We start from the raw sequence: 24,661 nt of genomic DNA on the forward strand, positions 1-24,661 counted from the left end.
GCCCTAAGCCGCTTGAGGCTTCTGTACAATGCATCCCAGCTCCGTCAACCAGCTGTGTAGATCTGTACCCTTGGCATTATGATAGCAGATCCATTCCCAAAGCAGACGCTTGCGACAATTGTTCAAGATCGTTTCGGCCAATGGATGATCTACAGGCCATCCCCGCCGCAGCTGCTTGGCAAAGGAGTCCTGCTGGCCTCGTTTCGCCGACGAGGCTTCACGTGTCTGGCTTATTCGCAGCGACTCTTTCCGCTGCAGCTCTACATACTGCGCTGGCGTTTTAAAGCCCTTGAAGGCGCCTATCTGCTTTAACCAGCCATAGAGCACACTACCTGGATCCAGAATATGGGGAAAACAGCCTGTCACCTTCACTGAGGCCGCTAATGATGTAATCATTGCTATGAAGTCAACCTCACTATTCGGCACGGGCACGTCTTGGGCAGCGGCCTGCCGGAGCTGTATAGCCGCTGCTCGGCACTGCTGCTGATAGCTTTGAAGCCAGTGGCGGATGCTAGGCAAGCTGAGCAGCACAACTTCTTCTACGCGCGTTTTCCATTCTCCCGAAGCACCCCGCCGGAGAGCGAAGCAAATCTCAGGAAACCGAAATGCGGGATACTGCATCAGTATCATCTCGGCAGTAGCCTGGGCTAAGAAGACAATATCTTCCGCAGCGGTGAGCGTGTTGGTATGACCCAGCAACAAAGGCAACCCTGCCAGCGGCTCGACGAGCAGGTAAGTAAGCTTTTCAGCTCCCAGCTCCCGCACCTGGGGCTGGTCATGCTGAGATAGCAATGCTACTGCCTGCTGTACGGCAGGGGAAAGGGGTGTAGGATGTGAAGAAAAAGACGTAGCGGGTAGAAAAGGAGTCACCATATCTTAAATCGGATAGGCTTGAAGGAGCAGCCGGGCATCATGAACATTGCCTTGACGCTTAGCCACCTGTGATATTTTATTGTGTGTTCCGTCGGGGTGGCATGTAATCAGGCCTGTCCTGCTTTTGGCGTCGTTCTGCAAGTAGCGCTGAACGAAGTTGCGCCAACCCGCGGGGGTGCGCAGCGGCATCCCTTCTGTCTGGGTTTTTATCTGTGACAGGTAATAAGGCGCGTAGGCTTGAGGCATCATGAGCTTATGAGCCAAGGCTGTAAAGCCCGCTGTCGTTGCGAACTCCGAATCGGCAAACGCCACCAGGTGTGCCGCGCCCCCCCTAGTGTGCGAAGCCGACGCGTCAGAACTGATATTCAGCGTACTATCCTTTTTTTCTACTGCCTTACCATTCCTCCATTTTTCTTGACTAGCCGAGGAGGAAGGCGTAGCTTCTTCCTCTTTGTTTTTATTCTCTGAACGAGTTTTGTTTTCTTTCTTATAGATGGTGGTGTCAGAAACTGCTCCCTTTACCGCCCCCTTTATCACTTGAAAGAGAGCAGAATCTGCCTCCTTTCTACTTCTGAGAGCAGGCGTAAAGGGAGCAGAATCTACTCCCTTTTCAGAAGCCGTAGGGATCGTGGTCCTCAACTGATAGCAGGTAGCGTCCCCACGACCGTTTCCTCCTCCTTGAAACGAGATGAGACCAGCATTGACAAGCTCCGCTCGGGCTGGCTTCATGGTATTCTTGACCATGCCCAACGCCAAGCAGAGATAGGCATCGGCGAGCGTAAAAGGATTCGTCCACCTCTGGCGGTTACATTCCTGCAGCAGAAAGAAGTACAGACGCGTAGCGCTTGCTCCAAAGTGGCGCTGGGTGTCATACTGCCAGAAGCTGTTGAGAAGAATTATGTAGTTCAGCTTAGGCGGCCCCTGACCAGGCTCTATTGGTGCTCGGGCATTCTGCGAGTGAGATGACATTGTATTTGAGAGGGTTAGTGATAAATAGTTTGAGGCGTTTTCTTGCTGAGGTTGCCTAGCAGCAAAGCGAGTCACGACTCTCAAGAGGGATACCAGCAGCAGTAGAGGCTGTCGGGTATACTGATTTGCGCTTAGCAACGACACAAATGTATTACAAATATCAACAAGTCAACAAAAGTTTTTAGTACATTTGTTTTATGCAACACTTACATGAGAAAGTACGAGCTATCCGTCTGCGTAAAGGCATTACACAAGAGCAGGCAGGCAGCCACCTAAACACGACTAAATCCAATTATAATCGCATGGAAAAGGGGCACGTTGAGGTGAGCCCCTCTAAGCTGATTAAGCTGGCCGAGCTATTTGAGATGACACCAGAGGCCATTGCTTCCTTTCAGACGGAGGAGGCTCAATCAGCGGCGCGCTCTGAGCTTGAACAGCTTCGCGAGCGCGTAGCTCGTCTTGAAGGCTATGTGGCTCAAACCGATCAGCTGCTCACGGAATCGGCCACCTTTTTCCGCTATTTCGAGCGGCTGCTGAATGAGGTCTTTTATCAGGGGAAAGACCAGCCCGCTTCTTTGGAAGACCTAAATCGGGAGTGGGCTAGGCTGGTGAGCTATTCCGGTGAAAACACTGAAGCGGCTCAGAGGGAACGTGCTCAACACCAGATGGAGTCACCTCTCATGGCTGCTAAGCTGAGCCAGCTAGAGATGGTAGTCCAAGCCATGCAATCTGTCTTTCGCTTTTATGAGGCTGGCAAAGCTCAGACGACTTTCCGCCTCTAAGAATATAGATATAGGGTCCCTATAGAACAGGAATAATAGGCGAGGCCACAAGCCCACAAGGACTAGCCAGACGACCTGCTGAGGCTTTGTGCACGCGAGACGGTGCCAGAGAAGCGCTTCTTACCCTAGCAAGCGCCACGACCTGATAACCTGCAAAGCCCTCAATTTGGAAATCGACACCACGATGTCCAAGTTGAGGGCTTCTCTATACTATTTGAATATCTTTCACCAAGAAGAGCTTCTTAACTAGCATCAGCATTTTGCTATAAGCAGCAGGTGGGTCGATACCAGTGATTAATATCCGTTTTACATGTCTCACCCCGTAGACAAGATGATGTACGCCTACTTGACTAGCTCTCAAGATGCAGCGACCAGTGCCTCCCCTAATACCGCTGAGTCAACGACTTCATTCCTTTCTACTAAAAACCCTTATGTCAACTAATAGCCTGCCTTTGATGACGGTGGAAGAGCTCTGGCAGTACCCGGGCTGTGCCGCCTACTCGCGGCCAGAAGCGGAGGGAATCATCCAAAGCTTGTCCCAGTTTGCTCAACTGGCCTATACGGTGCACGCAGATAGCAATCTAACGCTTCCTCCCGCTGAAATTGTAGAGAAAGTCCAAAACGCGCATCAGGTGCTTGCTGATGACCAATAGTGCTTCCTTGTCTATGCTTCCCGTTTCAGGTGACCAGCTGATTGCCACCATCCTGAAGCATGATGCGAAGATCACCAGTTACAAGATAGCCCTATTACGTGCCCTCAACGACGTGGTGCTGCTGTATCCGGGAGTGGCGCAGCGGGGCCAGAGCGTGGCGATTCCATTAGCGCGATTAGCGGAGCTGTGGCTCGCCTATTACTGGCCCTTTGCTGATGCGGAGCGGCCGATCTACCAGGGTGCCCGAGCCCAGCGCGGCGGTGTCGTGCGCAATGACGTCAGCTTCCGGCCTGCGTTGACCCAACTACGCAGCGAGTGGCAACGGACCGTGCAGCTGCCAGCGCAGGCTGCCGATGGCGGAGATGCGAACACCCCGCCGGCGGACCAGCTATGCTCCCTCCCTGCAGCAGGCCTATGATAGAGCCATCGGAGCCATGGTCACAGCCCTGAGAATGCCTATCCAGCATGCGGGTCCAGAAAATGTATTTGCGCTCCCTACAGTATTCGCTCAACTGCCTGATTCAGTCTTGTCGCTACCGGGCACCCGCCCACAGGACACCTGCCTTGTCATTTCTGCCGCACTGTGGGAGTCTTTCCATCGCTTATCGCTTTACGTGGAAGCTTTGTGCCTGCACGAATGGAGCCTATTCACGGAAAGCGTTACCCAAGATCCGGGCGTAGCAGCTACTAGAGGGGCCATCTACGCGCTGCTCACCGCGCGACCAGACAATCGCCGACCCCTGTCCTGGGAACGCAACCAAATTGATCTGCTACTGCTCGAAAACGTGTCCTTCACCTGTCCTTGGACGCAAAAGCAGCTCACTCAACCGCAGCACTACGATTTGGACCATTTGCTGCCGCTGGCCGTCTACCCCATCAACGAGTTGTGGAACTTGCTGCCCGTGGATCGGGCATTCAACCAACAGGTTAAACGTGACAGATTACCCTCGCCGCAGCGCTTGCTGGCCGCTCAGCCATTGGTGCAGGCGGCTTATACGAACTATAGCCATTCTGCCTCCTTATAGAAGGCATTGCACAAGGATCCCTCCCTATGCTTCATAGGTTTAACGAAGTCCTCTTTCTCGGCAGACCTAGCCCTGCAAACGGTTCTTCTTCTGCAGCAAGTCGCCGATGCCCGCTATGGGACGCGCTTTTAGCACTCACGATGCGCACTATAGTGCACGATAACGCTTATACCGCGGTGGATTCGATGCTGGCACTGACATGGAGAAGCATGGGAACGTTGTAGAGTGTTTTTGTTTCACCTTCAGCCCTTCACGTATGGAACTGCTCATCACCACCCTACCCCAACTTGAACAACTACTCTCGCATCTATTAGACAAGCAGCTTCTTGCATTTGAGCAACTCCTTCGCACAAGCTCTAGAGCTACTCCTGCGTTTCCAATTGTCGAGGCGGAGTACTTGTCGACGACCCAGGCCCTCGAATTCCTACATCTTTCGAAGCCGACACTCAATAAGCTGCGTAGGCAAGGCTTAGTGCACAGCTACGCCGCGAGCAATAAACGGGTGCTGTACGCCCGGCAAGAATTGGTGCAGTATCTCCAGAGCCGTGCTCGCTAGCAACTCGTCGTAGGCACCCCTTGGGAGTCAGCCTGGCGGCTGCTTTTATCATCCGCTTTTTTGGCGTAGGAAAACAGTACACGCTACGGAATGTGTGTTTATGGTCGTTTCTCCGTGTGAATGAGCGATTTTTCGGCCCTTTACAACGTTGTTGAGCGCTTTTTTCTATGAAATCGGCCGGTGGAGTCACCGGTGCTCCCACCGGTGGAGTCACCGGTGGAGTCACCGGTTGCTCTCACTTTTCAAGGCGAAAAAGCGAAAACGGCGTTTCCAGCAAACTGACCGGTCTGGCCTAGTGGCCCACGACCTTGATTTATGGCCTAAAAATGCTGTTTCCATTCAACTGGCCGGTGCCGCACCGGTGGTCTGAGCAAACAAGGCTTTTACAGTGCTTCACTTACCTAATCGTACTAATGCAGCTTCTAGTAACCAGCGGCATCTGCGGGAAGCAGATTTTGCTTTTCCAGATGTATAGACCCCAATAGTTAGAAGCTAATTATATTGGCATAATTTATACTAATACAATTAGCATATCGTATACTTGTGGGCACACCTCACTGAGCCCCTATATGCGCAACATCGAATTAATCCAGGTTACGCCCACCCAGACCCCCTTTTTACTGCCTCTGTTCAGCTGTCGGATTCCCGCGGGCTTTCCTTCCCCGGCGGCCGACCATGTTGAGGAGCTGTTTGACTTGAACCGCCTACTGCTACGCCACCCCGATGCGACCTACCTGGTGCGCGTCAGCGGCGAGAGCATGCGCGACGCGGAGATTCACGAAGGCGACCTGTTGGGCGTCGACAAGCAACTCGAAGCCGACCATGGGCATATCGTGGTCGCCATTGTCGAAGGTGAGTGCACCGTCAAGCGCTTGGTCTGCGAGCACGGCACCTGGTGGCTCAAGCCGGAGAACCCCGACTACAAGCCCTGGGAGATTGTCGACGCTGGCGCCATCAAGATCTGGGGCGTGGTCACCCACGTGCTACATGAGATTGTGCCCGGTAAACTCGCGGCCCTGCTGCGCACGCGCGACTAGCCTATGTACGCTTTAGTCGACTGTAACAACTTTTATGTGTCCTGCGAGCGGGTTTTCCAGCCCCGGCTCGAGGGCCGGCCCGTGGTGGTGCTGAGCAACAATGACGGGTGCCTGATTTCCCGCAGTAACGAAGCGAAGGCTTTGGGCCTGCAAATGGGTGACCCCTACTTTCAGGTCAAGCCCTTGCTCGAGCAGCACCAGGTGGCGGTCTTCTCCAGTAACTACGCGCTGTACGGGGATATGTCGCGGCGGGTAATGTGGTATTTAAGCCAGGTGGCGCCCGCGGTGGAAATCTACTCCATCGATGAAGCCTTCCTGGACCTGCACGGGATGGAGCGATTCGTGGTCCGCAGCCTGGACACGTTTGCCCGCACCGTACGTGCCAACGTGCTGGCGCGCACCGGCATCCCTACCTGCGTGGGGGTGGCCCCGACCAAGACACTGGCCAAGCTGGCCAACCGGCTGGCCAAGAAGAACCCGGCGCTGGGGGGCGTGTGCTACCTGGACACGGACGAGCGCCGGCAGTGGGCCCTGGAGCAGGTGGCGGTAGAAGATGTGTGGGGTATTGGCCGGCAGTATGCGCAGAAGCTCTACGTGGTGGGCATCACCACGGCCGCGGGCCTTGCCGGCTGCTCGGAGGCCTACGCGCGCCAACACTTGGGCGGGGTGGTGGGCGCGCGCCTGGTGCGTGAACTGCAGGGCTATCCCTGTCAGGGCCTAGCCCCGAGTGAAGACGGCACGCTGGCGCGCCGCAGCTTATGCTACTCGCGCACGTTTGGACAGCCGCTGAGCGCCTTCCCCGATGTGGTCGGGGCCGTGAGTGCTTTTACCAGCCGCGCGGCCGAGAAGCTACGCCGGCAGGGCGATGCGGCCCATTTGCTGACCGTGTTTGTCAGCAAGAGTCGCTACGGGCTGGAGCCTCCCCCCTACTCGAGTTCGATCGTACTCAGCCTGCCCGTGGCCACCAGCGACACGGTGGAACTGGTGCGCATGGCCCGCGTGGCGCTCAAGCGCCTGTGGCAGCCCAGGCAGCGCTACACCAAAGCCGGGGTGACCCTAGAGGGCTTGGAGCCCGCGGGGCAGGCCCAACTCTCGCTGTTTGAGCCGGGGCCCGAGTCGGAGAAGCGCACGAAGCTGATGGCCGAGCTGGATCAGCTGAACCGCCGTTTTGGCAAAGGCACCGTGCAGCTAGCCGCCTTGCTGCTCCCCGTGGGGCAGTCTGCGCCCTGGCAGGGACAGGCGCAGTGGCGTACACCGCAGTACACCACTCGGCTGGAGGATTTGCTCCTAGTAAGCTAAGTCCCCTTTCCCTACCCTAAGTCACTCTGCTTCTCGGGGAAGCCAAGCAGCCCTAGCTCAACTTTACTAGCCACTCCTCCCCTCCGCGTTGTTCGATTACAAACCCATCTTTCAGATAAACTTGCTGTAGATGCTCCTCAAAAGTTGCTGCTGGTTTAAGATGTTGAGCGTAGGGACCTGGATTCTCATACATGGTGCGAACCTCACTCAGTTTAAAGACGACTGACGGCTGTTGATTACTTAGAGGAGCAAGCGCTTTCTTGAGAGTAGGCTTAGGCTTCTTAGCCAACTGGTAATCTTCCAACAAGTATTTCTCTACCAAAGCTTTATAAATAGCTCCAGCTGGTTTCTTGATTTTACCTTTGCGGAACTGTGCCTCCACAATGCGGACGACAAAGGCAATATAGCCCACATCATATTCCTCATTTTCCAATTGGCGAGCAATAGCAGTTATGCTTCGTTGACTAACCCCCACTTGAGCTAATGCCTCAGCCCATTCCAATGCTCCTGGCAACGTCTTTTTTGTAGCAGATGCGGCCAGTTGCTGAAAGAGAAACTTGATTCTAGCTACCGTTTTGCCTTCTCGTTCCAGCTCATAAGTGAAAGGAATGTCCGTTTCTCCTATCTCGCTTTGGGCCTTGTCTAGTACTCGAGCCTTAAAATTTGAAAAGCGAGGATACTCGTGCTCTTCTATACCTAAGACAAACCGCAGATCCTCTACGCTTATAGTTCGGCGCCCAAAGCCAGCGTATTCCTTCAGTAGCCAATAGATGCGTAGTGATTGGGGGCTTTTGAGCTTAAGCACCTGTTGCATATCCGCAATGGTGAAATTGCCACTCTCCCGCAACTGTAGCAGGTAGGGCATAATCTTCGGGTTGAAACTGGCTGATACGCCTCCCAAATCAGCTCTGTAGCCCGCTTCAGCCATAAGCGGAATATAAGTGTAGCTCGGCTTACGACGACGTTTCCTAGTGTTCTCTTCAAGCTCTTCAATGTAAAGCGTGAATGAGGCTAGACCTTTGCACATCTCATCTACTTGCTCGTAGGCCGACCCCCCTCGACGATCGAAAACCAGTTCTTCTAAGGGGATGAAATGCTCTTTAAAGTCGACATCCTCAAAGTCGATACGTGACAGTAGAGCTACAAATAGCCGCATCTGTAAGGGTACGAAGCTGAATCGAGCATTGATTAAGGCGTTATGCTGGGCAACTCGCTTCTCTGGAATGGCATCCATAAGGGTCAACGTCTTTTTTGTAGCAGATGGCCTCTACTACTCCCTATGAGTCAGCATGATACGGCGCCTGTAATACTCTTATAATGTTAGTAATTAAAAAAAAGACTAGTAGAGTTTTTTTGAACGTCTCTTTTGTAGCAGATAAGGAAGGTCTCAAGAGTCCAAAAAAGTCCATTTTCGCTTCAAAATCGCCGTTTTTATACTTTTTTATACTTTAATTATTAGTGTCGATTATTCGCATCCTCCGAACTTGAACTTACCCCTTTTTTGTAGTCATATGCTTTTGGGTAGCTAACCTATTACTGCTCTTGTATTACTGCTCTTGATTCGCCTTCAATCGGATCTTGAGAGCATATGACTACAAAAAAGGGGTCGTGGTCACACAGTTTAGACTTACCCTTGCATGCGAATCCTTTGTTTACAGCTCGGAAAGCAATTTCCACGAGGCATATGACTACAAAAAAGGGGTCACCCTTTGATGCTTGTTTATCACTCAATGAGCCTTTACAGCGATTATAGGATACTTTCTTTTCTTTTTTCAAAAAAAACGACTCAAGAAACTAGTAGTTTTCTTTGTTTATAAGGTTTACTTAGTTTACAGCTGCTGTAACTGACTGAAAATATGATATATACAAGCACATATGACTACAAAAAAGGGGTTATATGACTACAGAAAAGGGGTGAGTTGCTACAAAAAAGGGGTTATATAACTACAAAAAAGGGGTGTCGATAGCTTTATAGAACTACAAAAAAGGGGTTGTATGACTACATATTAAAAAATATGTAGCATAATATGAGACAGCCGTTTACATTAGCCCTATGAAACATGATGCTTTGGTAAAGGGGGATAACTTGGTCCATCCCCTCGTAGTGCAGCACAATGCCCTGATTAATGCCCGGTTCGAGCTCAATACCACTGAGTCACGTCTGTTTCTAGCGCTGCTCAGTCGAATCGGGCGTGATGACACACAGTTTCAAGTGTGCCAGATCCCGGTTCGGGAGCTGATGGGCCACAGTTCTAGCAATTCCACCTACGACTTGGTTCGCAAAACACTTAAGCATTTTGCTTCACGCACCTTACTGATTGAAAAACTAGATACTTCTGCTCGCCGCAGTAGCAAACCCGATTTTTCCATTCTCCCACTGTTGGCCTTTGCCGAATACAAGCATCGAGATGGCATCGTTGAAGCGCGCTTTAACGATTTGCTCATGCCCTACTTGCTCCAGTTGCGAGAAAATTTCACCAAGGCGCAACTTACCGAGCTATTGAAGCTAAAGAGCAGTAACGCCTATCGCATCTACTTGCTGCTTCGGGAATACGCTGCCTTTGGCAAACGAGTGATGGCAGTAGCCGATTTGAAAGCCATCTTGGGTGTGGAGGAAGAGTATGACCGGTTTACCAACTTTAAAGCCCGCATCCTTGACCGAGCCAAGGCTGAGTTAGCCCAAACTGACATGGCCTTCACTTACGAGTTGGAAAAGCAAGGTCGCACGATTACCCACATCTGTTTTCTATTTAAGCCCACTGGCAGTGCGCTGCCAACTCATCCAGTCCCGGAATCTGACTGGGAAGCTACATTGCTGGAAGTAGGCATTGCCGCTAAAAGCATTGTAGGTATCAAGTCCCAGTTGGAAAGCGGGTACTACGACGAAGGATATGTGTATTTCGTCGTGGCATATGTCCGTCGTCAAGCGGCAGCCGGAAAGGTGAAAAAAGTTGGTGGAGCTATCTATAAGTCCTTGGTAGAGGGATATCTATTAGAAGATTACAGACGGCAGGTACGGAAAGGCGAAGCCAAGGAGTCTAAACGTGTACCCGCAACCCCAGTATTATCGCTGCAAGAACGGCATACACTCGACGATGTACGCGCTATGTATGAGACCATGCGTCAACGCCAGCTCATCTCAGATGAGACGTTTGAGGAAAATCTAGCCCGGGTTTGGCTCTCTGCGGGCTTTCGTCAGGAAATTGACTCACAGGGAGGCCAATGGCTGATTAAACCTTGACCTAACGTTTAGGCTTCACCAGAGTTTATAGCTGTCCTCTCCTCCCGTTTGTGGTTCAACTTACAAATGGGTAGCCATATGGTCACCACTGTTATAATTCCCAAAATTATAACAGTGGTTAGTATTACTGAAATTCCATAAATTATAACAATTGTCACTATAGCAACTGTGGTAAAAGTTGTTTAAATATCTAAAAATTTATACATTGTAACCATGCAAACAATAGTATTCGCTAACCACAAGGGTGGTACTGGCAAAACGACTTCCTGTCTCAATGTCGCCTATGCTTTGGTACAGCAGGGAAAAACGGTCTTACTCATTGATTGCGACTCCCAATGCAATCTGAGTCAGAGCTTCATGCTCGAAGCCAACGGCAAGGACCTCGGCATGGTGCTGCTCGGTCAAGCAAGTCTTTCAGATGTTGTGCAGGAAGTAGGAGAGGGGCTTTACCTGGTGCCTTCAGCTCACGATTTGAGTGAGGCTGAAGACAAGATCAGCAAGAAGCCAGGCGCCGAATTTACCTTGCGAGAGTTGCTGGAGGAAGTAGAAGACATAGACTATTGCCTCATCGACACTCCAGGCGGCCTAGGCAAGCTAACCTACGCCGCTTTGACCGCAGCAACTGCTGTATTCATCCCAGCACAGCCAGAGTACTACGGTATTGAAGGGCTAGTGGGTCTGCTCGACGTATGCCACCACGTACAGAAGCGGCTTAATAAGGAGTTGAAGATTGGCGGGCTTTTCTTCACTCAATACAATAGGAACGACCGTCGACGTGCACAGCGGGATATGGTGACCCTGCTGGAAAGCCATGATGTCTTCGGTCCGTTGGTCATGAGGACCACTATCAGACCCAATGTCTCCTTAGTAGAAGCACAGATCGAAAAGGAGAACGTGTTTGTCTACGCACCAGAATCCAATGGTGCCCACGACTATGAAGCCCTTACCACCGAAATTCTTTCCCGCATATGAGCACCGGCAAACCATCCTTTGGCAAGAAAGTCCTGGCAGCTGTCAACGAACGCATCGAGCCCACAGCGGCTGAGCAGTCCGAACCAGCAGGGGAAGAGACGGTCTGGGTTTCCTTTACCACTGCCGTCACGCGTGACACCTATATGAAGCTGAAGCAAGCCGAGCATTGGGTGCCGGGCTTTCTGATGAAAGAACTCACCGAGACCGCACTAGTGAATGAGCTAAAGAATTACCCCGACGCAGAGAAGCCCTTGCCAGCGGCGGCGCTTGAGAAACTCTTGAAGTCAAGTAAGAAGCTACGCTAATGCAGTGTTTAGTGGAATACAACTATGGCTACTAATAGGAGAGCATCAAAAAGTGTGGGGCAATCGGGCTAAGCGGCTACTTGCATAACTTCCGCAGGGATTAGCCGAAAGCCGAGATGCTCCTGCCGATCACTGCTTAACACCACTGCCCCACACTTTTTGATGCTCTCCAATTTCCTCGACCATCTGGCGCATTTTCAACTCGTGCGCCTGCTTGCGAAACAGGAATAAGTGTTCTATCTGACTGAGATTGATGGTCAACCTATTTTAGGACAAGACATATGTTAAGATGGCCGAAGTGCTTTACACGCATTTGTTGTGCATGCGCAGAAATAGCTATCCTTAGGGCGTATTTATCTGGTAATCTGGCGTTGTACCCCAAAATAGCTGTACAATGCTCCTACAAATAGACCAAACCAAGTAATGCCGAGGGAGCTTATCTCTTTTAGCGCGGGATTTGTTGGAATAATAGGGCCATTCAAGCTGCCTTTGATTAGGCAGAAACCACCTATGAGAAGCCAGGCTATGACATAGCCTGTGGCAGCCCACACAATTGGGTTCGCATTTTCCCCTTCTCCAACCAAGCTTGACCCAATGGCATGGGCGGGCGGCGTGATGGCCAGCAGGGAAATAACTACAGCCGATACTAGGCCAGAGGCAACGCTAAGTACTTGCAGCAGTTGTGGCCAAGGTTGTTCACCAGGTCTAGGTGCAGTATCTGGTATTGTGGGTGGGGGCCCTTGTGCAGGTGGAGCTGGATTGGCTTGGGTTGGTCCAGAAGGTATCGGCGGCTTTGGATGCTCTCGATTATATCTAGCAGTATACTTGTTGGCGAGAGCGTTAAGCTGGTATACGCAGTAGCCATACGGCAGTAACAAAACCCAAGACATGAAAATTAGTACGAGGCTCTTACCTTTCATAATGAAAATGTTAACGTCAGGACGGGTTGGTTGCGTCGGCCAGCAGTGGCGCGACGTCCTGCTCACTCTTGCGGCCTAGCTTGAGGATGGTTTCTTCAGCCAGTTCAAAGTGCATACTGTCCACACTGTCACCTGAGAACTCTGCCCCCCAATACCAGCCGTGCCGGTTGAAATATGGAGCTAACATCAGGTTGCCCCGGTGCGTCAGGGCGGTGCCCTGTGGCAGCACGGCCGGGCCGAAATAGATATCAATGGCCGTGCCCCAGCTATGGTTGGAAAAGCGGGTCGGATTGGTTCGGCGATGGCGCACGCACAATACCCCTGCCGTTTTTACTTGCTGAAACAAGTCAGGCTGCTGTTGCTTGACTTCGGCGAACAGTTGCACGAGGCTTTCCACCGCGAAGTCGAAGCCTTCCACCCTGAACGGCCCTACACTCTTGCTGACCAGACGCCTACGGAGACTATCGGCTGGTTCAGAGCAATCCTTCGAAAGCTTGCCCGGACTTCCCAAGGTTGCGAGCATCGTGGACTCGCGCGCAGCACTCAGCCCGGTATTAATCGTGTCCTTGGGCGGAATAGGTACCCTATCAGAATAACCAGTCATGATGTTTCAGAAGGCTTTTAAAAGAGTTGGCATTTCAGGCACCCCTGAAACCATTTTCAGGGAAGGGTAAACAGCGGTAAATAAATAATATATTATTTATATTTATATTAATGATAATGATTGGAGAAACCCATGCGAAACTTGCTTTTCGATGCATTTAACCCGTATTCAGCTTCGCATGCTCGCCCTGTTTAAACCAAGGGCTGCCACAAGTCTTTGTTAATAGTATATCTGTGACGGCCCCTGCCGAGGCGAGGGGGCAGCCAGGAATGACCTGCACTAAGCTGAAAAACAAACAAGCCCTAAATCAGGTGGTTAGGGTTTGTTGTTCACGAAGTTTCTTATAAGGGGATGGCCCGCAGCCTGCCTTGTATTTGGGCAACAACCCCTTCTTCGGTAGTCACCCACGGCCGATGGGCGTCCGCTCCCGTTCTATCGTGATTTATCGCTACCAGGTCTCCCTTTGCCAGCATTCCATCTGGTTCACGCCCTTGCATAACGCCCGAGCAGAAAAAGGGCATGTCTTCTTCCGCTACGTGAGAGAACAACACCGGCTTCTCGACAATTTCACATTGCGGATACTGCTCCTGTAATGAGGTCTGGGGTTCCATAAGGCAAAATGGGTTTAGGTCCTGAAGTATAAAGAGGAGAGTAGCTTAGTCTATTGTCGCGGAGTAGGTCGTGGCGTTGACTGGTCGCTCAATTGCGAAGGAAAAAACGTGTTCAGCATCGGCATGGGTGCAGATGAGGTCGTCAGTCCAAATGCGCGTAAATGGACCTTCAGGGTCTCGAAAATCAAAAGCCGTTGTCTGTCCGGGCAATATTCCAACCAGCTTATCTATCACTTTAGTGAGCCCCACCCTTGCGTAAACCTTCCCTCCAACTCCAACACCGTGGTTGTTGGTTATCTTCAGCACAACCTGCCACGAGGTCAATGGCAGATTATCGCCATGCTTGACTTCGTTGGTTGTAATAGTGAATCCTGTTTCCACAAGCGTATGTTATCAATAGCTTTGGGATCAATGTGCAGGCGTTGAAGGCTACCACTCAAAATTGAGTTAATTAACCGAGCAACACCTCAGTGCTAGTACTGAATCTTCGCCCGTAAAAAGTCCCAACATACCTGCTGGCCCTACTCAAACTTGCTTCACCAAACTATGCGCTTGCCAAGAGCGTCGTTTGAGGTGGTTTTGAGGTGGTCTAGACAAGGTGAACAGAAGAAGGATGTATATTTCTTCTGTTATGGCAAGCAAAGCAAGCGGGGCGCCGCCCAACAAACGGCGTAAATACGACGAGGCATTTAAGGCTGAAGCGCTGCGCCTGGCCAGCGAGAGCCGCAGCACACAGGCAGCCGCGCGGCAGCTGGGCATTAGCCCCAAGCTGCTCTACCGCTAGCAGCAAGCCCAGCTCGCGGCCGAAGTGGGCAGTGAAGAAGTGGCGCGCGACCCGGAAGTGCGCGCGCTACGCGCCCGTCTGAAACGGACCGAGTAGGAGTTCGATATTCTAAAAAAAGCCTTGGTCATCTTCGGCCAGCCGACCCAGTGAGCACTTATCAGCATATATTGCCCAGCGCGCCGCCCAGGTGCACGTACGCCAGCTCTGCCAGGCGCTGCGCGTGGCCCCGGCTGCGTATTACGCCTAGCGTCACCGCCGGCAACAGCCAGTGGTCGGACCGGCGTGGCAAGTGGCCGTGCGCGAAGCTTTTGCCCACCACAGCCAGCGCTACGGCACCCGCCGGCTGCGGGCGGAAGTGCAGGCCCACGGCCACGCCGTAGGTCGTTGGCGCATCCGCCGCTTGCTGCGCGCCCATGGCCTGCGGGCCCAACAGCCCCACTCGTTCGGGCCCCGCCACCCATTCCAACCCAGCCGTGTGCGCTGCCCCCAACCGCTTGCTCGACCATCCGGCCCCGACCGTCCCCAACCGGGTGTGGGTGGACCACGTCACATGCTTGCCCCGGCAAGGCGGCGGCTGGCTGTACCTGGCCGTCTGGCTCGACCGCAGCTCGCGCAAAATCGTGGGCTGGGACGTGCGTGACACCATGCCTGAAGACCTGGTCAGCGAGGCGCTCCGCCGGGCCCTGGCCGTGCGCCGGCCGGGCTTATTGTGCACTCCGACCAGGGCAGCCAGTACACGGCCACCCGCTTCAGGGACTTACTGGCCCGCAACGGTGCCGTGCAGAGCATGAGCCGGCGCTGCAACTGCTACGATAATGCCCATACCGAATCGTTTTGGAGCCGCTTCAAAGCCGAGCTACTCGACGGCGGCAGCTTCCCGGGCCTGACGGAAGCCCGGCTTGAAATCAGCTACCACATCGCCTATTACAAAGCCGAACGACGTCATTCCGCCCTCGGTTACCGCGCCCCCAACTACTTCGAATCCCAACTCAAAACCACGTCCCAATTGTGTCCGGCTTAGCTAGACCACCTCACATTTAAAATGTAGACACTTTAAAAACAGGACTATAGCTTATTGTTGTAGAATTTTTATCTTTATATTTTACTTTTAATCTGTATGTAAACTGCTCATTTATGATTAGTGTTATAGGCACAGCATTATACCCTAGCTCATTTGTTATAACAGAAGAAGTTATAAATTGAGGACTGTATTCCTCTCCAGTAGATTTAACAACGCTAATATCAATTTTTAAATTTTTAACTGGTTTGAAAAAATTATCAAAATACGTGGCGTAACACCAGAATGAAATAGACTCTCCTGGCTTAAAAGATGGAAATATTTTTTGACGCTCTCTTAAGTAGAATGGAATATTTTCAGGAGTATATTCCATATATTTTGGAGGACTTTTGAACCCTATTATTGCAAAATGCTCAAGCTTATCTGGAAAATTATAATAATTATTAACTTTAGTTGTTTTACAACTTTGGGTCAATACTATAAATATTGAAACAAAAAAAGTTACTGAAACTCGAGTACTTATAGAAGCCATGGTATTATTTCTTGATCAAAAGAAATGAAGCATTGAGCATAATTAAGCGATGAAAATGATTGCCAGTAGTCCTTCCATGCCTATGATTATGCCCATAGCAGCCGATAGGATTTGTCTGAGCGTAATTATTATGAATCGAACTACAATAGGCAAGTTGAGGGAAAAGCGCAATTCATGCATTAGTATCCCACCAGCATAAAGAGTGGTCATTGCAAATTGTCTATTGCGCCATACTGCATGGAAGATTATATAAAATTTTTAGGCCATTATAGGCCTGTTTATGCGCCATTGTCCAGGTCGGTTGATGATACATCAGTCCAATATATTGTAAAGTGACAGAGCTCGCTTCTCTTGACCTTAACCATTGTTCAATGCTGCCTCTTAGCATTTAAGTGTATAACATTTTTCAGTTGCTGAGCACATTCCTACGCAGATATAATCGGTAATACTCCAACACAGGCGACCTTGACATTACCGTAGCCTGTGCTGGGGCATTACCGACTTATTTACAGCCTGCTTTCATGATTGTCTGACCAGCACATATAGCTTCTGTTCCAAAGACCAGACCAACATAGTTGAGTCACTCGCTTATTTGCCATGCAAATGATATAAAACCACTTGTACTAAACGCCAATGTATCAAACCTTCAATCATAAATAATGCCTGAATTAAAATGTACATAGACCATCATAATCAAGGTATTATTCTCAGGTGAAATACAGTTAAATATTAAATAACTCGTCTGTTGTTGTTTCATCTAGTCCAAAGATAAGCGAATCTCCAGAGAATTTAATGCCTTTTGAATTATCTTGTGAAAGGCTCCGAAAAGTCTCTGTTGCATTCAGGTTATCAATTTCAGCTAATATGCGAGCATATTCAGTATGATCAATAGATCCTGCTGTTCTTTGCAACCTAGCATACAAAGGGTCTTTCTTTGCTTCCTCTCTCCTAATCCTATCATTCAAAGCCCGAAGTTTGATATCGGTAATACAAGGTTCGGATGAGTCATTTATATCCTGGAAATGGGAATACGTAGAAGTATTGCAGGCGACTGCCAATGCCATCCCTATTGGCATCTTGGCTTTAAAATTGCCAGTATAAGTAAATGTGTTCTTGTAGTTAATCTTTTGCTTAAACACTGAACTAGTGTAACTAGCGTTGATTGATACAGAAAACCCTGAGAAAAGCCCAAATACTAATGATGATTTAGCTTCTGGATCGGTTATCGGTTCAAATTTAAAAAAACCAGTACCATTTAAAGCAGCAGCATTGATGGCTTCAAATATTTTTTTTGCTTCTTCAAACATCTGTCTTCCATATTGTTCTGTAAATATAGATCCTTCTTTATAATTTGATTTAATAATATTATTTCTATAGAGGTCGCGAACAATGCTTTCGTATTCTCCGGATCCAAGTTTAAACCAACCGAAGCTCGCTGAAGCCGATATATGTGTTCTTGCATAACTCCAGACTTGGGAGATTTCACATTCTATCTCTGCGGTCCACGGCTCTCCTCGAAACTCTGCTTCACCAGTGATATTTATTCCAAATTGAGGATTAACTATCATTCCTTCGCCGCGATTACGCGCTGCCACTACACTAGCAAAACGTGTATTTGCAGCTCCTACTACGAACGTAAATTCATTGCCTATACTCAAGGTATCAGGAAAAACTGCATCACCGCCAGAGTTAATTCCCAACACATTACCCGCAAATGTTGGTTGTACTTTAACATTAATCAAAAAAAGTGGCAATAAACGGGGGTTTTTAATATTGTAATCGTTTTTAATTTTTTTTTCAATTTGTTTCGTTTGATATTCCGTGATCTCTATTTTTGCTTTACCGCCCATAACCCCACCACAGATACTCTGATATTTTCCATCAACTAAATCGTAAAACGAGTCACTTATGCCCCAGTAAGTCACAAGGAAATCGGTTAAATTCTCGCCTAAAGAGGAGTTTATGGATTGTGGAAAGTAATAGAACTGATTTGGATCTTCACTATCCTGGTACGCAACAACACCCGCTGCTCTCGTTCCGTTATTGAATTTTGCTGCCATGTTGTATTAGGTTAAAAAGGCGGTGAAAGATTTAATGCATTTAAATGCCTAAATGTCTACAATCATTCATTGAAGCACATCAGTGCTACCACTGAGTTTGAATCGCCGCTACCCTGGCGAAAGACGACGCGGTGAACTAGGAGAACATCAAAAAATGTGGGGCAGTGGGGTTAAGCGGCCATCGGTAGGGGCTCGGCCAGCAGGGGCCGGAAGCCGGGGTATTGCTGCCGAAAACAGTAGAGAGCATCAAAAAGTGTGGGGCAGTCCAGGTCAGTAGCTTCACCGACTAACTTGGGAGGCCGTACTTGTCGGTGAAGAACATGACCCAGCCACCCGCTACTTCAATTCCTGACCGCCTGGCGGTGGGCTACCAACTCAAGATTCATCTACTGGGTATCAGTCCGCAAATCAGCCGGCGCGTGCTGGTGCGGGGCGATACCACCCTAGCCGAGTTGCATCATATCTTCCAGGTAGTAATGGGCTGGGAAAACGGGCACCTGCACTTCTTTCATCTCTGGGGCAAGGACTACGGCCTGAGCTATGCCGGCGGCACGTGGTATGCCGATGATGCCCGGCGGGTCCACTTGGGCGATTTTGTGTGGCGGGTCAACGACAAGTTCACCTACACCTACGACTTCGGCGACTACTGGCAGCACCAGGTGCGGGTCGAGAAACTACTGCCGCCGACGGCCGTGCCAACCGCTCCGGTTTGCGTGAGTGGCCGCCGCGCCTGCCCACCGGAAGAGGTAGGCGGCCCCAGCGGCTATGACCAGCGGACCCTGGACCAATTCAGCTGGCATTACGAAGCTCAGGACCGCTTGCTGGCCGGCGAGGATATTCGGGAAGACGACGTGCCGACCTGGTTCTGGACTTACCAACCGGAGCACTTTGACAAGGGGCTAGTCAACCAACGGTTGGCCAAAGTGTATCAACTTAAGGGTAATCCCGATTTTCTGCTTTCGCAGGGCGGCTACGACTATTTCTTCGCGGATTTAAAATCCTGAAATATGTATCAGAAAAACCAAGTGGTTTTTCTGATACAGCCCAGATAGTTTTGCGCCATGCAATAGGCCGTCATTTTCGTGCGCGTCTCCAAAAAGGAGCAAGACTACCAGCGGCAGGTGGAAGACCTGCGCGCCGTAGCCCAGAGTCAGGCCGTCCAGGTCGTAGCCGAGATTGCGGAGAAGATTAGTGGAGCGAAAAGGAATCAGGACCGAGAAGGGATTCAGCAGTTATTGGCGCTGAGCCGCCGGGGCACCATCCAGAAAGTATTGGTCAGCGAAGTCTCGCCCCTGGGCCGCTCCACGGTGGAAGTGCTGCAAATCGTCGAGGAGCTGACGCAATTGGGCATCAGCATTTACCGGTATCGAGACACTGAAGAATGGGAAACGTAATCCGGTGGCGCAATTCATGTTCACGCTGCTGGCTGAATTTGCCCGCCTGGAACGCGAGACCCTGCGCGAGTGCATTCTCTCGGGCATGGACGAGGCGCGCCGGCAAGGCGTCACGATTGGCCGGCCGTTGGGCGTGACAGAAGAAAAGGCCGTCTTTCTGAAAAAATATGCGGCCGTCGCCCGGCAGCTGCGCGCGGGCCTGAGCGTCCGTAACACGGCGAAGCTGTGCGACGTGGCCATCAATACGGTGCGTAAAGTGAAAGCCTTGCTGTAATCCTTACCCCCCAGCCCCATGAACTTCAAATTACAACTGGTGGCTTGTGCGTCAGAAGGCGACGAGCCCACCCTCAAAGACGTGTTCACATGGAGCCGGGAGGACCTGAGCTTAGCCAGCGTAGGCCTGACGCTGGCCGAATCGAAAGCGCTGCTGCAACGCCTTCAGCAAAAGATGATTGCGCAGCAGATAGCGACGCGTTTGCAGCTGCAGCATCCCGTCGGCTTACGGAAGAAGGGCAGCTATTCGCTCCAACTGAAAACCTTGTTTGGGAACGTCACCGTCGATAGCCCGCGCTACTATCTGCCGCCTACCGAGGCGGGACCTAAGACCTTCAGCCCGCTCCTGCACCTGTTTCCGCAGCACGTGACGCCGGAGCGGCTGTACCTGGAAACCAAGTAGGCCAGCCTGATTCCCTACCAGAAAACGGCCGATTTGCTCCACGACGTGCTGCCCCTGAGTGCGAAACTCTCGGGCACGACCATTCAGCAGCACTTGCACGTGGTGGTCGAGGCGCAGGAACAGCAGTTGCCCCCGGAGGTGGCCACTTTTCACGGTAGTTATCAACTGGAACGCGAGGACTTGCCGTGCCCGCCCCGCCCGCTGGTGGTCGGCCTCGACGGCGGCTACGTCCGACACTGGCATAAAAAAGGCTGTTTCGAGGTGATAGCTGGCAAAAGCATTCCGGCGGAGGGGCCAGCCAAATGCTTTGGCTTTGTGCAAGAAATAGATGCCAAACCGCGCCGACGCGTATTCGAGGTATTGCGCTCGCAGGGATTACAGGCTAATCAGTCAGTGGAATTTTTCACCGACGGCGCCGCGGTGCTGCGGTCGCTGACCAGTTATTTGAGTGCGGAGTCCATGCATATCTTGGACTGGTTTCACCTGACCATGCGCCTGACGGTGCTGCACCAATACGCGCTTGGCTTCGCTCAGGTCGATGCGGCCGGGGGAAAAGCGCTGCAAGATGTCTTGACCAGCATCAAGTGGCATCTCTGGCACGGCAACGCCGAGCGGGCCCTGGAGAAAATACGGGACTTGGACGACACGCTGACCACGCACCAGGAGAACCCGCTCGTGGCCCGGAAATACAGCAAGTGTAAGCCGTTGGTCCGGCTAATGGCTGATTTTTACACTTACGTTGAGCAGAACAGCGGCTTTATTGTCGATTACGCCGAGCGGTACCGCTACGGCGAACGCGTCTCCACCGGCTTTGTTGAATCAGCGGTCAACCAGGTCCTGGCCAAGCGAATGGTGAAGCGGCAACAAATGCAGTGGACTAAAAAAGGAGCGCACCTGCTTGTGCAGGCCCGCACGAAGGTGCTCAACGAGGAATGGGAAGACTGTTTTCGGAAGCAGTATCCCGGCTTCCTGTCAGTGCCAGCAGAACCGATGCAGATGGCCGCCTAACCCCATTGCCCCACACTTTTTGATGCTCTCCAGGAGTTGGGGTAGCGCTAGAGTAGGAACAGAAACTATCGGTAGGGAAGTCTGAACCGATTTAGAGCATATTGAAATACTCTCAGAAAACGAGAAATAGCAGGTTAACGCACCAGCTTGTCGTCTCAGACGACAAGCTGGTGCGTTGCTGGTTGCACAAGTTCCGCCTCTGCACGAATTAATAGGCGTCGCACCGTAGCCAAGTGGAAGGCTTTGCCGCGGCGGGTGCGGTAGCCGGCCTCGTTAAGTTCGCGGGCAATCTGCGTCAGGTTGTGGCCTTGTAGCTGCAGAAGCGTCGCCACCCGACTCGCCTGTTTATTGGCTTGGTGTTCCCGGGCGTTTTGCTGGCGCACGGCTAAGCCTCGTTGCCGAGCCTCAGCCGTCAGGTTCGCCGGCGTGCCCAATGTGGCCCCACGCGCTTTTTTGGCGGTGAGCGCGTCTTTTGTGCGCTTCGAGATGGTTTCGCGCTCGTGCTGGGCGATGACGGCAAAGAGACCCACAGTGAGTGTATTCGCGTCGGGCATGTCGCAGCAGACAAATTCCACGCCCGCGTCGCGCAGGGTGAAGATAAAGCCCGCGTTGCGTGAGAGCCGGTCCAACTTGGCGATGAGCAGTACCCCGCCCGCCTGCCGGGCCGCGGCGATGGCGGCCAGCAGTTGGGGCCGGTGGTTCTTTTTACCGCTCTCGATTTCCACGAACTCCCCGCGCAGGGCGGCCGGGTCAGCCACGAAGGCCCGGGCCGCCGCCCGTTGCGCCTCCAGGCCTAAGCCCGATGCCCCCTGCTTCTGGGTCGAGACCCGGTAGTAAGCGAAGTAAGGGCGAGTGGACGGGGCAGAAGTACGCATATAGAAGGAGCAAAACCGGGGAATTCGACAAAGCTAACATTTTCCAAACGCTCGTTTATAGAACGTTATATTGGGTATCTTGCGGCGCTTTTCCTCCCCAATCGCCCCCGATGCTGCCGCTGACTCCCGCCAAGAAGTATGTTCCTTACTACCGCGTCTCCACCCAGAAGCAAGGGCAGTCTGGGCTGGGGCTCGAGGCGCAGCGGGCGGCGGTCGTGGCCTTCGCGCCAGCCGGAGGGCTGGTGGGGGAGGAGTTCGTCGAAGTCGAGAGCGGCAAGAAGAACCAGCGGCCCCAGCTGTTAGCTGCTATCGCCGCGGCCCGCCGGCATGGAGCCGTGCTGCTCATTGCCAAGCTCGACCGACTGAGTCGTAATGCGGGGTTTATTTTTGCGCTGCGGGATTCGGGGGTGGAGTTCGTGTGCTGCGATATGCCCGACGCGAATACGCTGACGGTAGGGCTGTTTGCCGTCATCGCCCAGCATGAGCGCGAAACAATTTCCCGCCGCACCAAGGATGCACTCACAGCGAAGAAGGCGCGAGGTGCGCAACTGGGTACGCCGGCGAACATGACCGACCAGGTGCGCGAGCAGGGGCGCGCCGTGCAGCAGCTGAATGCCAAGCAAAGCCAGGCGAACCGGCAGGCTGCCCGACTCGCGTCGCTGTTGCACGCGCAGGGGCATACGCTGCAGCAGATTGCCGGGGAACTGAATGAGGCGGGGTATCGGACGCGGCGGGGGAAGGAGTTCTTTCCCATGACCGTGCAACGCTTATTGCCACGGTCTACGACGGTGGCTGCGTTGCCTTCGGTTCAATAGAACACTACATGTATGCGCCCGAGGACAAACGCTTAGGAATAATGAAGAAGGAGGCACATAATGAGCAGGAAGCGGACACAATGGAATACTAACTATGCTAAAATTTTAGATTCGCCAGTGTGGTGGAGTCTCCAGTCCAAGAAAGCAGAGGCGGAGAAAGCGCCTTAGTGGGCTTCTACGCGCCTCTGCTATACTATGTGGTTATTAAAGGCCTTCTTTGCGCGATTCCGCCGCAGGATGTGTAGCTATCAGCAAGGGCTACAGTGGAACTACGGCGAGGATTTTATGGCAGAATCTGAACTCACGGCCAGCGGAAACCTCAGCATCAAGGCTGCGGCGCAAACTTACCAGTACATCATCCAGCAGCAGAAGCAGGCACCAGAATGGCAACTCTATTGGGCGCGAGCCTATGTCGCTGCTGCCAATAGAGCCATTGTGACTACGTGGAAAACCGTTCGTCACTGCTCGCTCGATGTTTGTATCCTTTCGTAAAGAGAGTGCATCACAGATCAAAGGTTTACCGACAAGCACCTGAATTTGATTGTACAGCGCTACCTTGGGCCTAAGTATTTAGCACATTCCCTATGTGCTTCCTTTGTTACCGTAGCTAAGCTAGCCGGAGCCGATGATTCCGAGGGGATGAACCCGACGAAGCACAAGATGAGTTCAATAATGAAATGTCAACAACCATACACATTGCAATTATTAATTCCTCATGATGCTATTCTATTTATTTCGCTTTGCCTTCTTTAGAATCTTGTACATGATTGAATATAGCGTGATGTTTAAGGAGTGTTTTTGAAGTAATAAATTTACTTCCTTAACGCACAGACAGCAATCAAAATAAGTAAGTCATTCTTCATAGGTGATTTTTATGAACCGGAAAATAATATTCATCAAAGGCTATAGCAAAACTGAAGTTGAGCTTTCTAACGATAGGAATATAATTCAACTATACATTGATTTCTTTTGCAGTAATGCAGGAGGTAGCTATGATTTTGACAGGGATATTGCTATTTGCGAAGAGCCTTCTATTGAACAACTTCAACAATTAATGTTGATACAGGGATGCGATTATATAATTACTGTTTTAGTAGGACATGGCGCGAACCAAGAAGGTGTACAAGTATTTCAATTAAGCGAGACCACTCTTATACATCCAGGGCAAATCCATTTTCAATGTAACAGACAGCTGTACATTATAGAGACCTGTAGAAATACCATTACCACAAATTTAGATATACCACGCCTAAACAATTTAGTGCCGAAGTATAAATACGGTGGAATCGTAAAGTGGCCAAGAACATCTGAAGAAGCGTACAAAGCCTATGAGGGAGCACTAGTAGAGTCTAAGAAAGGATCAGTGTATCTATTCGCTTGTGACTTAGATCAAAGTGCATACAACTATTTTTTTATAAAAACTCTTATCGATGTTTCTGTTTATTTACATGAGTACTATAGGAACAATGTTTATAGTATATTGGAAGTGTTCGAGTTAACGAGGAAACAAGTTCAGAAAATATCAAAGAAAAAGCAAACGCCAATTAGTGTGTCAGATACAGACTTTCCTTTCGTTGTGACTATAATATAATTATTGTTTCCAATGTTTCCAAAATACCCAACCTGTGATTTAAATCAAATTGAATAAAAAA

At 51.2% G+C, this 24,661-nt stretch carries 30 protein-coding genes; 21 read left to right on the forward strand and 9 right to left on the reverse strand.

Going from position 1 to position 24,661, the window contains the following annotated elements; all coding sequences use genetic code 11:
- Positions 1-3 precede the first annotated feature (3 nt).
- Both LGH70_RS22610 and LGH70_RS22615 read right to left on the reverse strand, forming a co-directional pair.
- On the reverse strand, positions 4-873 hold the full coding sequence (locus tag LGH70_RS22610) for a hypothetical protein (protein WP_226190300.1): 870 nt from the start codon (positions 871-873) through the stop codon (positions 4-6).
- Positions 874-876: 3 nt separating this feature from the next.
- Positions 877-1,917 (reverse strand): hypothetical protein, encoded by a 1,041-nt coding sequence (locus tag LGH70_RS22615; protein WP_226190302.1) that lies wholly within the window; start codon positions 1,915-1,917, stop codon positions 877-879.
- Between the two features lie 122 nt (positions 1,918-2,039).
- Between LGH70_RS22615 and LGH70_RS22620 the strand changes: the two genes are divergently transcribed.
- The 6 genes from LGH70_RS22620 (at position 2,040) to LGH70_RS22645 (ending at position 7,194) form a co-directional block, all read left to right on the forward strand.
- Positions 2,040-2,624 (forward strand): helix-turn-helix domain-containing protein, encoded by a 585-nt coding sequence (locus tag LGH70_RS22620; protein WP_226190304.1) that lies wholly within the window; start codon positions 2,040-2,042, stop codon positions 2,622-2,624.
- Between the two features lie 666 nt (positions 2,625-3,290).
- The gene (locus tag LGH70_RS22625) at positions 3,291-3,695 is read left to right on the forward strand and encodes a DUF8808 domain-containing protein (RefSeq protein WP_226190306.1); all 405 of its coding nucleotides are present in this window, start codon (positions 3,291-3,293) and stop codon (positions 3,693-3,695) included.
- Complete coding sequence (locus tag LGH70_RS22630; RefSeq protein ID WP_489146046.1) at positions 3,640-4,302, forward strand: DUF8808 domain-containing protein; 663 nt, start codon at positions 3,640-3,642, stop codon at positions 4,300-4,302. Before LGH70_RS22625 ends, LGH70_RS22630 begins: the two co-directional genes overlap by 56 nt.
- Positions 4,303-4,558: 256 nt before the next feature.
- Positions 4,559-4,858 (forward strand): helix-turn-helix domain-containing protein, encoded by a 300-nt coding sequence (locus LGH70_RS22635; RefSeq protein ID WP_226190310.1) that lies wholly within the window; start codon positions 4,559-4,561, stop codon positions 4,856-4,858.
- A 569-nt stretch (positions 4,859-5,427) separates the two neighbouring features.
- On the forward strand, positions 5,428-5,895 hold the full coding sequence (locus LGH70_RS22640; protein WP_226190312.1) for a LexA family protein: 468 nt from the start codon (positions 5,428-5,430) through the stop codon (positions 5,893-5,895).
- Between the two features lie 3 nt (positions 5,896-5,898).
- Positions 5,899-7,194 carry a Y-family DNA polymerase gene (locus LGH70_RS22645; protein WP_226190314.1) on the forward strand — a complete coding sequence of 432 codons (1,296 nt, stop codon included), beginning with the start codon at positions 5,899-5,901 and terminating at the stop codon, positions 7,192-7,194.
- Positions 7,195-7,246: 52 nt separating this feature from the next.
- Here the strand turns inward: LGH70_RS22645 and LGH70_RS22650 are convergent, their stop codons facing one another.
- Positions 7,247-8,428, reverse strand: coding sequence for a replication initiation protein (locus LGH70_RS22650; protein WP_226190316.1), 1,182 nt, complete (start codon positions 8,426-8,428; stop codon positions 7,247-7,249).
- A gap of 819 nt (positions 8,429-9,247) precedes the next feature.
- Here LGH70_RS22650 and LGH70_RS22655 point away from each other — a divergent pair.
- From LGH70_RS22655 to LGH70_RS22665, 3 genes are all read left to right on the forward strand, one after another.
- Complete coding sequence (locus LGH70_RS22655) at positions 9,248-10,435, forward strand: replication initiation protein (RefSeq protein WP_226190318.1); 1,188 nt, start codon at positions 9,248-9,250, stop codon at positions 10,433-10,435.
- Positions 10,436-10,648: 213 nt separating this feature from the next.
- On the forward strand, positions 10,649-11,407 hold the full coding sequence (locus LGH70_RS22660) for a ParA family protein (protein WP_226190320.1): 759 nt from the start codon (positions 10,649-10,651) through the stop codon (positions 11,405-11,407).
- Complete coding sequence (locus tag LGH70_RS22665) at positions 11,404-11,712, forward strand: hypothetical protein (RefSeq protein ID WP_226190321.1); 309 nt, start codon at positions 11,404-11,406, stop codon at positions 11,710-11,712. Before LGH70_RS22660 ends, LGH70_RS22665 begins: the two co-directional genes overlap by 4 nt.
- Before the next feature lie 936 nt (positions 11,713-12,648).
- On the opposite strand, the gene LGH70_RS22670 is transcribed toward LGH70_RS22665, so the two are convergent.
- Both LGH70_RS22670 and LGH70_RS22675 read right to left on the reverse strand, forming a co-directional pair.
- A complete protein-coding gene (locus LGH70_RS22670) occupies positions 12,649-13,236 on the reverse strand; it encodes a M15 family metallopeptidase (RefSeq protein WP_226190323.1) in 588 nt (195 codons plus the stop codon).
- A gap of 656 nt (positions 13,237-13,892) precedes the next feature.
- Complete coding sequence (locus LGH70_RS22675; RefSeq protein WP_226190325.1) at positions 13,893-14,228, reverse strand: hypothetical protein; 336 nt, start codon at positions 14,226-14,228, stop codon at positions 13,893-13,895.
- Positions 14,229-14,478: 250 nt separating this feature from the next.
- Here LGH70_RS22675 and LGH70_RS22680 point away from each other — a divergent pair, with 250 nt between their 5' ends.
- Positions 14,479-14,631 carry a transposase gene (locus LGH70_RS22680; RefSeq protein ID WP_226190337.1) on the forward strand — a complete coding sequence of 51 codons (153 nt, stop codon included), beginning with the start codon at positions 14,479-14,481 and terminating at the stop codon, positions 14,629-14,631.
- 157 nt (positions 14,632-14,788) lie between these two features.
- Here the strand turns inward: LGH70_RS22680 and LGH70_RS22685 are convergent, their stop codons facing one another.
- A complete protein-coding gene (locus LGH70_RS22685) occupies positions 14,789-15,046 on the reverse strand; it encodes a hypothetical protein (RefSeq protein WP_226190460.1) in 258 nt (85 codons plus the stop codon).
- On the opposite strand from LGH70_RS22685, the gene LGH70_RS23940 reads away from it, so the two are divergent.
- From LGH70_RS23940 to LGH70_RS22700, 3 genes are read left to right on the forward strand one after another with little or no spacing between them, the layout of a single operon-like run.
- Entirely contained in the window at positions 14,927-15,271 is a 345-nt protein-coding gene (locus LGH70_RS23940) for an IS3 family transposase (RefSeq protein WP_226190339.1), read from the forward strand. The two genes, LGH70_RS22685 and LGH70_RS23940, sit on opposite strands and share 120 nt — an antisense overlap.
- Complete coding sequence (locus LGH70_RS23945) at positions 15,162-15,422, forward strand: DDE-type integrase/transposase/recombinase (protein WP_489146047.1); 261 nt, start codon at positions 15,162-15,164, stop codon at positions 15,420-15,422. The genes LGH70_RS23940 and LGH70_RS23945 overlap by 110 nt, the downstream gene beginning before the upstream one ends.
- On the forward strand, positions 15,341-15,652 hold the full coding sequence (locus tag LGH70_RS22700; protein WP_226190343.1) for an integrase core domain-containing protein: 312 nt from the start codon (positions 15,341-15,343) through the stop codon (positions 15,650-15,652). The genes LGH70_RS23945 and LGH70_RS22700 overlap by 82 nt, the downstream gene beginning before the upstream one ends.
- A 16-nt stretch (positions 15,653-15,668) precedes the next feature.
- Here the strand turns inward: LGH70_RS22700 and LGH70_RS22705 are convergent, their stop codons facing one another.
- Positions 15,669-16,181 carry a hypothetical protein gene (locus LGH70_RS22705; protein WP_226190345.1) on the reverse strand — a complete coding sequence of 171 codons (513 nt, stop codon included), beginning with the start codon at positions 16,179-16,181 and terminating at the stop codon, positions 15,669-15,671.
- A gap of 722 nt (positions 16,182-16,903) precedes the next feature.
- Positions 16,904-18,241 carry a hypothetical protein gene (locus tag LGH70_RS22710; protein WP_226190362.1) on the reverse strand — a complete coding sequence of 446 codons (1,338 nt, stop codon included), beginning with the start codon at positions 18,239-18,241 and terminating at the stop codon, positions 16,904-16,906.
- A 320-nt stretch (positions 18,242-18,561) separates the two neighbouring features.
- Between LGH70_RS22710 and LGH70_RS22715 the strand changes: the two genes are divergently transcribed.
- The 5 genes from LGH70_RS22715 to LGH70_RS22735 all read left to right on the forward strand — a co-directional run bounded on the left by LGH70_RS22715 (position 18,562) and on the right by LGH70_RS22735 (position 21,319).
- A complete protein-coding gene (locus LGH70_RS22715) occupies positions 18,562-19,245 on the forward strand; it encodes a plasmid pRiA4b ORF-3 family protein (RefSeq protein ID WP_226190364.1) in 684 nt (227 codons plus the stop codon).
- 78 nt (positions 19,246-19,323) lie between these two features.
- Complete coding sequence (locus LGH70_RS22720; protein WP_226190366.1) at positions 19,324-19,635, forward strand: recombinase family protein; 312 nt, start codon at positions 19,324-19,326, stop codon at positions 19,633-19,635.
- A 16-nt stretch (positions 19,636-19,651) separates the two neighbouring features.
- The gene (locus LGH70_RS22725) at positions 19,652-19,909 is read left to right on the forward strand and encodes a hypothetical protein (protein ID WP_226190368.1); all 258 of its coding nucleotides are present in this window, start codon (positions 19,652-19,654) and stop codon (positions 19,907-19,909) included.
- Positions 19,910-19,927: 18 nt separating this feature from the next.
- Positions 19,928-20,311, forward strand: a complete 384-nt coding sequence (locus tag LGH70_RS22730) for a hypothetical protein (protein WP_226190370.1) — start codon at positions 19,928-19,930, stop codon at positions 20,309-20,311.
- 9 nt (positions 20,312-20,320) lie between these two features.
- Positions 20,321-21,319: an ISKra4 family transposase gene (locus tag LGH70_RS22735; RefSeq protein WP_226190456.1), complete on the forward strand. Its 999-nt coding sequence runs from the start codon at positions 20,321-20,323 to the stop codon at positions 21,317-21,319.
- Between the two features lie 155 nt (positions 21,320-21,474).
- Here LGH70_RS22735 and LGH70_RS22740 read toward each other — a convergent pair whose 3' ends face one another.
- On the reverse strand, positions 21,475-22,194 hold the full coding sequence (locus LGH70_RS22740) for a recombinase family protein (protein ID WP_226190371.1): 720 nt from the start codon (positions 22,192-22,194) through the stop codon (positions 21,475-21,477).
- A 110-nt stretch (positions 22,195-22,304) separates the two neighbouring features.
- Here LGH70_RS22740 and LGH70_RS22745 point away from each other — a divergent pair, with 110 nt between their 5' ends.
- From LGH70_RS22745 to LGH70_RS22755, 3 genes are all read left to right on the forward strand, one after another.
- Positions 22,305-23,009: a recombinase family protein gene (locus tag LGH70_RS22745; RefSeq protein ID WP_226190373.1), complete on the forward strand. Its 705-nt coding sequence runs from the start codon at positions 22,305-22,307 to the stop codon at positions 23,007-23,009.
- A 195-nt stretch (positions 23,010-23,204) separates the two neighbouring features.
- Positions 23,205-23,501 (forward strand): hypothetical protein, encoded by a 297-nt coding sequence (locus LGH70_RS22750; protein WP_226190375.1) that lies wholly within the window; start codon positions 23,205-23,207, stop codon positions 23,499-23,501.
- Between the two features lie 382 nt (positions 23,502-23,883).
- Positions 23,884-24,600 carry a hypothetical protein gene (locus tag LGH70_RS22755; RefSeq protein ID WP_226190377.1) on the forward strand — a complete coding sequence of 239 codons (717 nt, stop codon included), beginning with the start codon at positions 23,884-23,886 and terminating at the stop codon, positions 24,598-24,600.
- Positions 24,601-24,661: the final 61 nt, after the last annotated feature.

Origin of the sequence: Hymenobacter nitidus (assembly GCF_020447315.1) — a bacterium.
In the GTDB taxonomy this organism is placed as follows: domain Bacteria; phylum Bacteroidota; class Bacteroidia; order Cytophagales; family Hymenobacteraceae; genus Hymenobacter; species Hymenobacter nitidus.